Origin of the sequence: Pseudomonas sp. RA_15y_Pfl1_P11 (assembly GCF_963970975.1) — a bacterium.
Taxonomy (GTDB): Bacteria; Pseudomonadota; Gammaproteobacteria; order Pseudomonadales; family Pseudomonadaceae; genus Aquipseudomonas; species Aquipseudomonas tritici.
This window is the reverse complement of record NZ_CAXAOY010000001.1, coordinates 340291-353071: the sequence shown is the minus strand read 5'-3', so window position 1 is coordinate 353071 and position 12781 is coordinate 340291. Positions and strand designations below refer to the sequence as shown.

The following is a 12781-nucleotide window of genomic DNA, read 5'->3' as shown; positions in this document are numbered from 1 at the left end:
GCTTTGTAAGTCGCTGCTCAAGTTAAAACTACGGCGCCGGTTGAAGCCTGCGCCGTAGCATTTACGGGCACAACGGTCCTGCTTTTACGAAAAACGTCGCTTACACGCCGCTCTGCAGCAGCATGTTACGGATGTGACCAATGGCCTTAGTCGGGTTCAGGCCTTTAGGACATACGTTGACGCAGTTCATGATCCCGCGGCAGCGGAATACGCTGAACGGGTCATCCAGCGAAGCCAGACGCTCGGACGTCTTGGTGTCACGGCTGTCTGCCAGGAAGCGGTACGCTTGCAGCAGGGCAGCTGGACCCAGGAACTTGTCCGGGTTCCACCAGAAGGACGGGCAAGACGTCGAGCAGCAAGCGCACAGGATGCACTCGTACAGACCGTCGAGCTTCTCGCGCTCTTCCGGGGACTGCAGACGCTCGATGGCCGGAGCCGGCGTGTCGTTCTGCAGGAACGGCTTAACTTTCTCGTATTGCTTGTAGAAGATGCTCATATCCACGACCAGGTCACGGATAACCGGCAAACCTGGCAGCGGACGAACGATCAGCTTGTTGCCTTTAACCACGGCAGACAGCGGCGTGATGCACGCCAGGCCGTTTTTGCCGTTGATGTTCATGCCGTCGGAACCGCACACACCTTCACGGCAAGAGCGACGATACGAGAAACCTTCGTCCTGCTCTTTGATCAGCGCCAATACATCCAGCACCATCAGGTCTTTACCACCGGTATCAACCTGGAACTCCTGCATGAACGGCGCAGCGTCCTGATCAGGGTTGTAGCGATAAACACTGACTTTCAACATGGCAGCCACCCTTAGTAAGTCCGAATCTTCGGTTCAAACGTCGGTACCGTCTTCGGCGAGAAGTTCACGGCACGCTTGGTTACGCGCTTGTCACCCGGGAAGTATAGGGTGTGGCACAACCAATTTTCGTCATCGCGATCCTCAAAGTCTTCACGCGCGTGAGCACCACGGGATTCTTTACGAACCTCGGCGGCGATCGCAGTCGCTTCAGCCACTTCCAGCAGGTTTTGCAGCTCAAGGGCTTCGATACGAGCGGTGTTGAACGCCTGGCTCTTATCGTTGATCTTGACGTTGGCGATGCGCACGCGCAGATCGGCCAGTTGGGCAATACCCTTCTGCATGTATTCGCCGGTACGGAATACACCGAAGTAGTTCTGCATGCAGCTTTGCAGCTCGCGACGCAGGGTAGCTACGTCTTCGCCATCCGTGCGCGAGTTCAGCGCATTCAGACGGGCCAGGGCCGCTTCGATGTTGGCGTCGGTCGCGTCATCGTATTCGATGCCGTCGGTCAGCGCTTTTTCGAGGTGCAGGCCGGCAGCACGACCGAATACCACCAGATCGAGCAGCGAGTTACCGCCCAGACGGTTGGCACCGTGTACCGATACGCACGCCACTTCGCCTACGGCGAACAGACCATGAATGATCTCGTCCACGCCTTCAGCGTTCTGGGTGATCGCCTGGCCATGAATGTTGGTCGGCACGCCGCCCATCATATAGTGGCAGGTTGGAACAACCGGAACCGGTGCAACGACCGGGTCAACGTGTGCGAAGGTCTTGGACAGCTCGCAGATGCCTGGCAGACGGCTGTGCAGCACTTCTTCGCCCAGGTGATCGAGCTTGAGCAGTACGTGGTCGCCGTTCGGGCCACAGCCGTTGCCGGCGATGATTTCTTTAACCATCGAACGGGCTACAACGTCACGGCCAGCAAGGTCTTTCGCGTTCGGCGCATAACGTTCCATGAAACGCTCGCCGTGCTTGTTGATCAGGTAACCACCTTCACCACGGCAACCTTCTGTAACCAGTACACCGGCGCCGGCGATGCCGGTCGGGTGGAACTGCCACATTTCGATGTCTTGCACCGGAACACCGGCACGCAGCGCCATGCCAACGCCGTCACCGGTATTGATCAGGGCATTGGTAGTCGAGGCGTAAATACGGCCTGCACCGCCCGTCGCCAGAACAGTAGCCTTGGCACGGATATAGGTGGTTTCACCGGTTTCGATGCAAATGGCGATCACGCCGACGAATGCACCGTCGGCGTTCTTCACCAGGTCAACCGCGTAGTATTCGTTCAGGAACGTGGTGCCGGCTTTCAGGTTGCCCTGATAAAGCGTGTGCAGCAGCGCGTGACCGGTACGGTCGGACGCGGCGCAGGTACGGGCAGCCTGCCCGCCTTTACCGTAATCCTTCGACTGGCCACCGAATGGACGCTGGTAGATACGGCCTTGCTCGGTACGGGAGAACGGCAGACCCATGTGGTCAAGCTCGAACACCGCGGCCGGGCCTTCCTGACACATGTATTCGATAGCGTCCTGGTCACCGATATAGTCGGAACCCTTGACGGTATCGTACATGTGCCAGCGCCAGTCATCGTTCGGGTCGGCGGAGGCGATGGCGCAGGTGATGCCACCCTGGGCCGATACGGTGTGGGAACGGGTCGGGAACACCTTGGTGATCACGGCAGTCTTGTGACCGCCCTGTGCCAGCTGCAGCGCAGCGCGCATGCCAGCACCGCCGCCACCAATAATGATGGCGTCGAATGAAATAGTTGGAATGTTAGCCATGAATCAGATACCCCAAAGAATCTGCACACCCCAGACGAAGTAAGCGAACATCGCGACGCCGCATACTGCCTGGAAGAGGAAACGTACTGCGGTCGCGGACTTGCCCAGCGCCATTGGCGTCAGGTAGTCGGTCGCGATGGTCCACATGCCAACCCAGGCATGAGCACCCAGGGCGACAAGGGCCAGCAGACTGAAGATTCGCATCGCATTGTGGGAAAACAGGCCGTGCCATTGCTCATAGCCGATGCCCGGATTTGCGACGAGGTATCCGATCAGGAAAATGAAATAAGCCGCGAGAACAACCGCAGACACACGTTGTGCCATCCAGTCATAGAGGCCCGAACGCGATAGGTTCGTAACGCTGGTTACCATATCCAAACTCCTGCCAGAACGATCAGCACCACAGAAATGGCGATGATGATTTTCGAGCCCAGGCGGCCGCCTTCCAGCGTCTCACCGATGCCCATGTCCATGATCAAGTGGCGCACACCGGCTACCAGGTGATACAGCAGAGCGGACAAGAGGCCCCATGCTACGAACTTGGCCAGCGGGCTGGTCAAGCATGCCTTCACCTCGGCGTAACCTTCCTCGGAACCCAGGGATTTGCTCAATGCATAAAGCATGATGCCCAAGCCCAGGAACAGGATGATGCCGGAAACACGGTGCAGGAACGACGTAACGCCGGTGATGGGGAGTTTGATGGTCCTTAGGTCTAGGTTTACAGGTCGTTGGCTATTCACGGCTTTTTTCACACTTAAGAGCCCCTAACAATCAGGGCAAAGTTGTCGGGGAGTGCACTGGTCAGGTAAGCACCACCCAGGGAGTGCGACCCCCAATGAAAGCAAGCCCAAAAGCCCTTGGCGGTCGGTGGCCGAGTATAGACAGTTAGGTTACTAATGACAACGCGCTCACCTCACCCTAATAGCGGATTGCGCTGACGGGATAAAAGGCGTAAACGGCAGTCAATTTCGAGGAAAAAGTACGCTTAAAGCCTTCTGGGGCAAGACTTTAGGCAAATTGACATCTGAATTTATCTCACTATAGTGGTGCGGGCCCTGCGTGGGGGGTCTGTCTGATGATTTGAAGCATAAATAGGAGGCCACATGGCTGACAAAAAAGCGCAGTTGATCATCGAGGGCGCAGCCCCCGTCGAGCTGCCCATTTTAACCGGCACCGTTGGTCCCGATGTTATCGACGTACGGGGCCTGACAGCCACGGGCCGTTTCACTTTCGACCCAGGTTTCATGTCGACCGCCTCTTGCGAGTCGAAGATCACCTATATCGACGGTGACAATGGCATTCTGCTTCACCGCGGCTACCCGATCGAACAACTGGCTGAGCAGTCGGACTACCTGGAAACCTGCTACCTGCTGCTAAATGGCGAATTGCCAACAGCCGAGCAAAAAGCCCAGTTCGTCAGCACCGTGAAGAACCACACGATGGTTCACGAGCAGTTGAAGACCTTCTTCAACGGCTTCCGTCGCGACGCCCACCCGATGGCCGTCATGTGCGGCGTGGTCGGCGCCCTGTCGGCCTTCTATCATGACTCCCTCGACATCAATAACCCGCAGCATCGCGAAATCTCCGCGATCCGCCTGGTTGCCAAGATGCCGACCCTGGCCGCAATGGTTTATAAGTACTCCATGGGCCAACCCATGATGTACCCGCGCAACGACCTGACGTACGCGGAAAACTTCCTGCACATGATGTTCAACACGCCGTGCGAGATCAAACCGATCAGCCCCGTGCTGGCCGCCGCGATGGACAAGATTTTTATCCTTCACGCCGACCACGAACAGAACGCCTCGACTTCTACCGTACGTCTGGCAGGTTCTTCGGGTGCCAACCCGTTCGCCTGTATCGCCGCCGGTATCGCCGCACTGTGGGGCCCTGCCCACGGCGGTGCGAACGAAGCCGTGTTGGCCATGCTCGATGAAATCGGCGACGTCTCGAACATCGACACATTCATCGCCAAGGCCAAGGACAAGAACGACCCGTTCAAGCTGATGGGCTTCGGTCACCGGGTCTACAAGAACCGCGACCCGCGCGCCACCGTCATGAAACAGACCTGCGACGAAGTGTTGAAGGAACTGGGCATCAAGAACGATCCGCAACTCGAACTGGCCATGCGCCTGGAAGAGATCGCCCTGACCGACCCCTACTTCATCGAACGCTCGCTGTACCCGAACGTCGACTTCTACTCGGGGATCATCCTCAAGGCGATCGGCATTCCAACCAGCATGTTCACCGTGATCTTCGCCCTGGCGCGGACCGTGGGCTGGATCTCCCACTGGAAAGAAATGCTCTCCAGCCCGTACAAGATTGGCCGCCCGCGCCAGCTGTACACCGGCTACGAGTCGCGTGACATCACCAAGCTGGAAGATCGGCACTAAATTCCAGCCAAATAAAACGGCCTCTTAATGAGGCCGTTTTTTTTGGCTGGAATTTAGTGAGCTGCAAGCTGCAAGCTGCAAGCAAAAAAATACCCCTGCATCTCTACAGGGGTATTTCTCTACACAGCACTGCTTTTAACTTGTAGCTTAAAGCTGCTTCAGTGCTGTACTGCCCCACTCGCCCCCAGGCCAGTTTGCGAACGCACAAACTGCGGGAAGTACAGCGCACGCTCTTTCTCTGCCGCCGCCGACTTGTCGGTGATGGAGAAGAACCAGATGCCGACGAACGCAATGATCATCGAGAACAGCGCCGGATACTCGTACGGGAAGATGGCTTTTTCATGGTGCAGGATCGAGACCCAGATGGTCGGGCCCAGCACCATCAGACCAACGGCACTGATCAAGCCCAGCCAGCCGCCAATCATCGCGCCACGGGTGGTGAGGTTTTTCCAGTACATGGAAAGCAGCAACACCGGGAAGTTACAGCTGGCCGCAATGGAGAACGCCAGGCCGACCATGAACGCAATGTTCTGGCTTTCGAACAGGATACCCAGGCCGATAGCCAAAACGCCCAAGGCGATGGTGGTGATCTTCGATACGCGAATCTCATCCTTGTCGTTGGTCTTGCCTTTCTTGATCACGCTGGCGTACAGGTCATGGGACACCGCCGAAGCACCGGCCAGGGTCAAACCGGCAACCACCGCTAGGATGGTGGCGAACGCCACGGCCGAGATGAAGCCCAGGAAGATACTGCCACCCACCGCATTGGCCAGGTGCACCGCCGCCATGTTGTTACCACCCAACAAGGCGCCTGCCGCGTCTTTGAACGCCGGGTTGGTGCTGACCAGCAGGATCGCGCCAAAGCCGATGATAAAGGTCAGGATGTAGAAGTAGCCAATGAAGCCGGTGGCATACAGCACGCTCTTACGCGCTTCCTTGGCGTCGCTTACGGTGAAGAAGCGCATCAGGATGTGCGGCAGGCCAGCGGTACCGAACATCAGTGCCAGGCCCAGGGAGAATGCCGAAATCGGGTCTTTGACCAGGCCGCCGGGGCTCATGATCGCTTCACCTTTAGGGTGAACCTTGATCGCCTCGGAGAACAGGGCGTTGAAGTCGAAGTTGACGTGCTTCATCACCATCAGCGCCATGAACGAGGCACCGGACAGCAACAGCACTGCCTTGATGATCTGCACCCAAGTGGTCGCCAGCATGCCGCCAAACAGCACGTACATGCACATCAAGATACCCACCAGGATGACCGCTACGTGGTAGTCCAGGCCAAACAGCAGTTGGATCAACTTGCCCGCGCCAACCATCTGCGCGATCAGGTAGAACGCCACCACTACCAGGGAGCCACACGCCGACAGGCTGCGGATCTGGGCTTGCCCGAGGCGGTAGGACGCCACGTCGGCAAAGGTGTACTTGCCAAGGTTACGCAGGCGCTCGGCGATCAGGAACAGAATGATCGGCCAGCCCACCAGGAAGCCGATCGAGTAGATGAGGCCGTCATAACCGGAGGTATAGACCAGCGCGGAAATCCCCAGGAAGGACGCCGCCGACATATAGTCACCGGCAATCGCCAGGCCGTTTTGGAAACCGGTAATCTTACCGCCAGCCGCGTAGTAGTCGGCTGCCGAATTGTTACGTTTGGACGCCCAGTAGGTGATGCACAAGGTGGCACCGACAAACGCGACAAACATCACGATGGCGGAGATGTTCAGCGGTTGCTTTTGCACTTCACCGGTCAATGCCTCCGCCGCCCAAACGGCCGGAGCAAAGAGCGAAGCGCCGAATACTGCCAGTAGACGCCGGATCATTGCGCAGCCTCCTTGAGAATCGCATTGTTCAGGTCGTCAAACTCGCCATTGGCCCGCCGCACATAGATGCCGGTCAGGACAAAAGCCGACACAATCAGCCCGACACCCAAGGGAATGCCCCAGGTAATCGACGAGCCGGGGCTGAGCTTTGCCCCCAGCACGTGTGGCCCGTAGGCGATCAACAGGATGAAACCGGAGTAAAGCCCTAGCATGATCGCCGAGAGAATCCAGGCGAACCGTTCCCTTTTTCTCACCAGCTCCTTGAAACGCGGGCTGTTTTGAATCGAGAGGTAAATGCTGTCGTTCATTGTTTTTATCCTCGCAGCACAGCTTTTTTATTATTGGAACGTATCCACTGTATGCGGCTGCACAAAGGGTTCCAGACGACCTTAGTATTAGAACGACATGAGGGTTATCGCCAGTTTTGCACTAACTGAATTGACAGGCTTTGGCCCAGAAACGACAAAGCCCGCCTGACGACAACGCCAGACGGGCCTGCAAGGTGCTATCTAGACACGTCGGGTTTTATTTACCAACCCACTCGGCGACACGCTCAGGGTGCTTGGCGACCCAATCCTTAGCCGCCGCATCAGGCTTGGCACCGTCTTGTATTGCCAGCATGACTTCGCCGATTTCGTCCTTGGAAGCCCACTGGAATTTCTTCAGGAAGGCTGCGACTTCCGGCGCTTTCTTCTCCAGGCCCTTGCTACCGATACTGTTGACTGTTTCAGCAGCACCATAAATCCCTTTTGGATCGTCCAGGAAACGCAGTTTCCACTTGGCGAACATCCAGTGTGGCACCCAACCGGTAACCACAATGGATTCCTGCTTGTCTTCGGCACGGGCCAACTCGGCGATCATCGCCGCGCCCGAACTGGCTTGTAGCTTATAGTCGAGGCCATATTGCTTGATGGCTTCGTCGGTCTTGAGCATCACACCTGAACCTGCGTCAATGCCGACGATTTTGTTGTTGAAGGTGGTGTCAGTCTTGAGGTCTTCGATGGACTTGGCCTTGACGTACTCCGGCACGATCAAGCCGATCTTAGCGTCCTTGAAGTTGGGGCCGTAGTCGACCACCTTGTCCTTGTTCTTGGCCCAATACTCACCGTGGGTGACCGGTAGCCAGGCAGAAAGCATGGCGTCGAGCTTACCGGTGGCAACAGCCTGCCACATGATCCCGGTGGCGACCGCTTGCAGTTTCACGTCATAGCCGAGCTTTTGCTTGATCACCTCTGCCGCCACGTGGGTGGTGGCAACGCTGTCCGACCAGCCATCTACGTAGCCTATGCTCAGGGTTTTGCTGTCGGCGCTGGCCAGTGTGCAGCTCATCGCAACTGCCAAAGTGGCAGCTGCGCCCAAGAGTCGTCGCATCTTCATTGTGCTTCCCCGAAAAGTGCTGCGCCCAGCGGATGCCGAGCGACGTCAACCTGTTGTTCTGTGGTGCACCGCACCCCCTTCATGCGCATCGATCCGGCTGCTGCGCCGTCAGTGGAGTGCTGCCCCTTCGATCATCGACCTGACTGGACTTGGAACCTGCTCTGTCAGCGACCTTGTACTAGCAGGAAACGACATCACATCGCCAGCAGGACGGCTTGTAGAGCTTGACGCCAAAATCCCGCCCGAACTTTGCATGTCAAAATTGTGCTGCCCCACTGGCACGCGCCAAATCCGGGTAAGATGCGCGCCTTTGCTCTTCCAGATAAGCCGACCATGCCCGCGAATGCCCGCTTCCCTGCCCTAACCTATTTCTTCGCCTTGCTCCTCGGCCTGTTGGCCCTGATCGGTTACTGGTATGGCCTCGGCCGGCCCGTGGTGTTACCCGATGTCGCCAGTGCTACGCACAAGATGCAGTGCGCGTCGTACACGCCGTTCGACAAAGACCAATCGCCGTTTGACCAGCCGTTCAAACTGCGCCCGGAACGCATGGACGCCGACCTGGCCCTGCTGGCCACCCGCTTTGAATGCATTCGCACCTACTCCATGACCGGCCTGGAAGCCTTGCCGGACATGGCGCGCAAGCATGGGCTGAAGGTGATGGCCGGCGCCTGGGTCAGCAGCGATCCGGTGGCGACCGAAAAGGAAATCGACCAGTTGATCGCCTCGGCCAACGCCAGCCCGGATGTCGTGACGTCGGTGATCGTCGGCAACGAAGCCCTGCTGCGCAAGGAAGTCACCGCCACGCAACTGGTGAAGCTGATCCATAAAGTCAAAAGCCAAATCAAGCAGCCGGTGACGTATGCGGATGTGTGGGAGTTCTGGCTGCAACACCCAGAAATAGCTCCGGCGGTGGATTTCCTGACCATTCACCTGTTGCCGTACTGGGAAGATGACCCGTCCGGCATCGACCAGGCCCTCAAGCACGTGGGCGATGTGCGCCAGACCTTTGGCAACAAGTTTGCGCCCAAGGACATCCTGATCGGCGAGACCGGCTGGCCCAGTGAAGGCCGCCAGCGCGAAACCGCGGTGCCAAGCCGGGTCAACGAAGCCAAGTTCATGCGCGGCTTTGTGGCCATGGCTGAGGCCAATGGCTGGCGTTACAACCTGATCGAAGCGTTTGACCAGCCCTGGAAGCGCGCCAGCGAAGGCGCCGTGGGTGGTTACTGGGGCCTGTTCGATGCTGATCGCCAGGACAAGGGTATCCTCGCCGGGCCGGTGACCAATGTGCCGTACTGGTCACTGTGGCTGGGAGTGGGTGGGGTTATCCTGCTGGGCACCTTGGCGCTGGGTGGGCGTGTACGCAGCACGCGCGCCGCCATTGCCCTGCCGCTGCTGGGTGCAGTCGCCGCCTGCTCCATCGGCACCTGGGCTGAGCTGAGCCGGGTGACCGCACGCTTCAGTGATGAATGGGTGTGGGCAGGTTTGCTGATGGTGTTGAACCTGTTGGTGCTGGCTCACGCCGCACTGGCTTTGAGCGCGCGCGAAGGCTGGCGTGAACGGGCGTTCAACTGGCTGGAGCAGCGTGCAGGCTGGCTGGTGGCGATTGCCGGGTTTGCCGGCGCAGTGATGATGTTGGCGTTGGTGTTTGACCCGCGTTATCGCAGCTTCCCGAGTGCGGCGCTGGTGCTGCCTGCTCTGGTGTACCTGGTACGTCCGGTGACGGGGCCGCGTCGGGAGATCGCGCTGCTGGCTTTTATCATCGGTGCCGGCATTGCGCCGCAGTTGTACCGTGAAGGGTTGTTGAACCAGCAGGCTTGGGGTTGGGCGGTGGTCAGCCTGCTCATGGTTGTGGCTTTGTGGCGTTGCTTGCGGGTGCGTAAGGCTTAACGGCGCTTTCGCGAGCAAGTCGAAGAGGCTCTATCAACCAGCACGAGGCTTCCTGACCAAACGCAACCCCGCAATCACCACCGCAAACACCGCAAAAGCCGTGTTGTACAACGCCAGCGCCGGCAACCCGAACACCATCCCCAGCACTGCCAACCCCCATCCCGCACGACCCGGCACGAAAAACGCCAGGACCGACGTAACCAACGCCGCCCAGCCGAGTACCTTGAAGTGAATCATCAACCCCAGGTTCGAACGCAGCTGACACTCCCAGCGGCTGGCCTCATCGGCGCAAATGCCAACCCACCGGCCATCTTCCATAAAGCCGTAACGCGCGCCATAACTGGCGGCCAGCCATAACGGCAAGGCAATAAGCAGCAAAATCAGCGGCAAACGACGGGACATGAGGTACTCCGATAGGCAAAAACGGCGCTCAGCTTAATGCTCCGACGGCCGTTAGCAAGGTATACGCGCAGATAACTGTTCACCAATGGGCGGCAAAGTGTATCTTCTCGCTACTATTACCCCGATTCCGACGTTATTTTCCGACTTTTCGTGCCGAGAGCTGGCACTTCGGTTGCAAAGCGGTGGTCATAGCCTGCGAACTTTATTAAGCACGTTTCCTCCTAGGGATTAAGTCATGCTCCGTTCCTTGCGCTGTGCTGCCTTGCTGGGCAGCCTTTTTTTGAGTGCGTCAGCACTGGCCGTCGACATCGACCAGGCCACCTATGGCTATCCTTTGACGAATCCGTTCGAGGCGACCATCGCCACTACCCCGCCTGACCTTCGGCCGAAATTGCCGAGCGATGACGAGATCAACCAGTCCGACTACACCCTGAACATGCGCCCCGAGCGCGAATTCAGCCTGCCGGACAACTTCTGGGCGGTGAAGAAACTCACCTACCGCATCGCCAAGCAGGATCGCGCCGCGCCGTTGATCTTTCTGATCGCGGGCACCGGTGCGCGTTTTGACAGCAGCATCAACGAATACCTGAAAAAACTGTATTACCAAGCCGGCTACCACGTGGTGCAACTGTCGTCGCCGACCAGCTTCGACTTCATCAGCGCCGCCTCGCGCTTCGCCACGCCGGGGATCACCCAGGAAGACGCCGAAGATATGTACCGGGTGATGCAGGCCGTACGGGCACAAAACGCTTCGCTGCCGGTCACCGACTTTTACCTCACCGGCTACAGCCTCGGCGCACTGGATGCGGCGTTTGTCAGCAAACTCGACGAGACACGCCGCAGCTTCAACTTCAAGAAAGTCTTGCTGTTGAACCCGCCGGTCAACCTCTACACGTCGATCACCAACCTCGACAAGCTGGTACAGACCGAGGTCAAGGGCATCAACAACTCCACCACTTTCTATGAGTTGGTGCTGAACAAGCTGACCCGCTACTTCCAGCAAAAGGGCTACATCGATCTGAATGACGCCCTGCTCTACGACTTCCAGAACTCCAAGCAGCACCTGACCAACGAACAGATGGCCATGCTGATCGGCACCTCGTTCCGCTTCTCGGCGGCCGACATTGCCTTTACCTCGGACCTGATCAACCGCCGCGGCCTGATCATCCCGCCGAAATACCCGATCACCGAAGGCACCAGCCTCACGCCGTTCCTCAAGCGTGCGCTGCAATGCGACTTCGATTGCTACCTCACAGAACAAGTCATCCCGATGTGGCGCGCGCGCTCGGACGGCGGCAGCCTGTTGCAACTGGTCGACCAGGTCAGCCTGTACGCCCTCAAGGACTACCTGCACACCAACCCGAAGATCGCCGTCATGCACAACGCCGACGACGTGATCCTCGGCCCTGGCGACCTCGGTTTCCTGCGCGAAACCTTCGGCGATCGCTTGACCGTCTACCCGCTGGGCGGCCATTGCGGCAACCTCAATTACCGCGTCAACGCCGACGCCATGCTGGAGTTCTTCCGTGGCTAAATATCTTCTGCTGCTTGCCGCCTTGATGTGCGCAGGCGTGGCCAATGCCGACAACAGCAAGGCTCACGAACCCACCGTGGTTGGCTCAGACGGCTTCAAGGAGCCGCTGACCAAGCTCAAGTTCAACCCCGGCTTGGACCAGCGTGAATTCGAGCGTTCAACGCTCACCGCGCTCAACGTCTACGACCCGCTGGAAGCGTGGAACCGTCGCGTGTACCACTTCAACTATCGCTTCGACCAATGGGTATTCCTGCCGGTGGTCGACGGTTACCGCTACGTCACTCCAAGTTTCCTGCGCACCGGCGTGAGCAACTTCTTCAACAACCTGGGCGACGTGCCGAACCTGTTGAACAGCCTGCTGCAGCTCAAGGGCCACCGCTCCCTGGAGACCACCGGGCGCCTCCTGGTCAACACCACCATTGGCATCGCCGGCCTGTGGGACCCTGCTACCGCCATGGGCCTGCCGCGCCAGAGCGAAGACTTCGGCCAGACCCTGGGCTTCTACGGCGTGCCTGGCGGCGCGTACCTGGTACTGCCGGTCTTCGGCCCGTCAAACCTGCGCGACACCGGTGGTTTGCTGGTCGACTACACCGCCGAAACCCAGATCAACTTCCTCAATGTGGCTGAAGTCAGCTCCAACCATCCGGAACTCTGGGCACTGCGTGCAGTGGACAGGCGTCATCAGACCAGCTTCCGGTACGGTCAGATGAACTCCCCGTTTGAGTATGAGAAGGTTCGGTACATCTATACGGAATCGCGCAAGCTGCAGATTGCGGAGTAAT

General features: G+C 58.4%; 12 protein-coding genes. 4 read left to right on the top strand and 8 right to left on the bottom strand.

The window, feature by feature from the left end:
• Positions 1–100: 100 nt before the first annotated feature.
• From AACY44_RS01685 to sdhC, 4 genes are read right to left on the bottom strand one after another with little or no spacing between them, the layout of a single operon-like run.
• Entirely contained in the window at positions 101–805 is a 705-nt protein-coding gene (locus tag AACY44_RS01685; protein ID WP_003172807.1) for a succinate dehydrogenase iron-sulfur subunit, read from the bottom strand.
• An 11-nt stretch (positions 806–816) separates the two neighbouring features.
• Positions 817–2589: a succinate dehydrogenase flavoprotein subunit gene (gene sdhA, locus AACY44_RS01680; protein ID WP_065872671.1), complete on the bottom strand. Its 1773-nt coding sequence runs from the start codon at positions 2587–2589 to the stop codon at positions 817–819.
• Positions 2590–2592: 3 nt separating this feature from the next.
• The gene (gene sdhD / locus AACY44_RS01675) at positions 2593–2961 is read right to left on the bottom strand and encodes a succinate dehydrogenase, hydrophobic membrane anchor protein (RefSeq protein ID WP_003172805.1); all 369 of its coding nucleotides are present in this window, start codon (positions 2959–2961) and stop codon (positions 2593–2595) included.
• Positions 2955–3341: a succinate dehydrogenase, cytochrome b556 subunit gene (gene sdhC / locus AACY44_RS01670; RefSeq protein WP_094950716.1), complete on the bottom strand. Its 387-nt coding sequence runs from the start codon at positions 3339–3341 to the stop codon at positions 2955–2957. The genes sdhD and sdhC overlap by 7 nt, the downstream gene beginning before the upstream one ends.
• Before the next feature lie 351 nt (positions 3342–3692).
• Between sdhC and gltA the strand changes: the two genes are divergently transcribed.
• A complete protein-coding gene (gltA, locus tag AACY44_RS01665) occupies positions 3693–4982 on the top strand; it encodes a citrate synthase (protein WP_339414682.1) in 1290 nt (429 codons plus the stop codon).
• 158 nt (positions 4983–5140) lie between these two features.
• Here gltA and AACY44_RS01660 read toward each other — a convergent pair whose 3' ends face one another.
• From AACY44_RS01660 to AACY44_RS01650, 3 genes are all read right to left on the bottom strand, one after another.
• On the bottom strand, positions 5141–6799 hold the full coding sequence (locus tag AACY44_RS01660; RefSeq protein WP_339414683.1) for a cation acetate symporter: 1659 nt from the start codon (positions 6797–6799) through the stop codon (positions 5141–5143).
• Complete coding sequence (locus AACY44_RS01655; RefSeq protein ID WP_339414684.1) at positions 6796–7107, bottom strand: DUF485 domain-containing protein; 312 nt, start codon at positions 7105–7107, stop codon at positions 6796–6798. The genes AACY44_RS01660 and AACY44_RS01655 overlap by 4 nt, the downstream gene beginning before the upstream one ends.
• Positions 7108–7324: 217 nt before the next feature.
• Complete coding sequence (locus AACY44_RS01650) at positions 7325–8176, bottom strand: glycine betaine ABC transporter substrate-binding protein (RefSeq protein ID WP_339414685.1); 852 nt, start codon at positions 8174–8176, stop codon at positions 7325–7327.
• A 333-nt stretch (positions 8177–8509) separates the two neighbouring features.
• Between AACY44_RS01650 and AACY44_RS01645 the strand changes: the two genes are divergently transcribed.
• On the top strand, positions 8510–10063 hold the full coding sequence (locus AACY44_RS01645) for a glycoside hydrolase family 17 protein (protein ID WP_339497412.1): 1554 nt from the start codon (positions 8510–8512) through the stop codon (positions 10061–10063).
• Positions 10064–10096: 33 nt separating this feature from the next.
• Here AACY44_RS01645 and AACY44_RS01640 read toward each other — a convergent pair whose 3' ends face one another.
• On the bottom strand, positions 10097–10465 hold the full coding sequence (locus tag AACY44_RS01640; RefSeq protein ID WP_339436677.1) for a hypothetical protein: 369 nt from the start codon (positions 10463–10465) through the stop codon (positions 10097–10099).
• Positions 10466–10700: 235 nt separating this feature from the next.
• On the opposite strand from AACY44_RS01640, the gene AACY44_RS01635 reads away from it, so the two are divergent.
• Complete coding sequence (locus AACY44_RS01635; protein WP_339414688.1) at positions 10701–11999, top strand: serine/threonine protein kinase; 1299 nt, start codon at positions 10701–10703, stop codon at positions 11997–11999.
• Positions 11992–12780: an MlaA family lipoprotein gene (locus AACY44_RS01630; protein ID WP_339414689.1), complete on the top strand. Its 789-nt coding sequence runs from the start codon at positions 11992–11994 to the stop codon at positions 12778–12780. The genes AACY44_RS01635 and AACY44_RS01630 overlap by 8 nt, the downstream gene beginning before the upstream one ends.
• The last annotated feature ends 1 nt before the right edge of the window (position 12781 follow it).

Coding starts and splice junctions, on each gene's coding strand:
- AACY44_RS01685 (WP_003172807.1), bottom strand. CDS start 805: ATGTTGAAAGTCAGTGTTTATCGCTACAACCCTGATCAGGACGCTGCG.
- sdhA (WP_065872671.1), bottom strand. CDS start 2,589: ATGGCTAACATTCCAACTATTTCATTCGACGCCATCATTATTGGTGGC.
- sdhD (WP_003172805.1), bottom strand. CDS start 2,961: ATGGTAACCAGCGTTACGAACCTATCGCGTTCGGGCCTCTATGACTGG.
- gltA (WP_339414682.1), top strand. CDS start 3,693: ATGGCTGACAAAAAAGCGCAGTTGATCATCGAGGGCGCAGCCCCCGTC.
- AACY44_RS01660 (WP_339414683.1), bottom strand. CDS start 6,799: ATGATCCGGCGTCTACTGGCAGTATTCGGCGCTTCGCTCTTTGCTCCG.
- AACY44_RS01655 (WP_339414684.1), bottom strand. CDS start 7,107: ATGAACGACAGCATTTACCTCTCGATTCAAAACAGCCCGCGTTTCAAG.
- AACY44_RS01650 (WP_339414685.1), bottom strand. CDS start 8,176: ATGAAGATGCGACGACTCTTGGGCGCAGCTGCCACTTTGGCAGTTGCG.
- AACY44_RS01645 (WP_339497412.1), top strand. CDS start 8,510: ATGCCCGCGAATGCCCGCTTCCCTGCCCTAACCTATTTCTTCGCCTTG.
- AACY44_RS01640 (WP_339436677.1), bottom strand. CDS start 10,465: ATGTCCCGTCGTTTGCCGCTGATTTTGCTGCTTATTGCCTTGCCGTTA.
- AACY44_RS01635 (WP_339414688.1), top strand. CDS start 10,701: ATGCTCCGTTCCTTGCGCTGTGCTGCCTTGCTGGGCAGCCTTTTTTTG.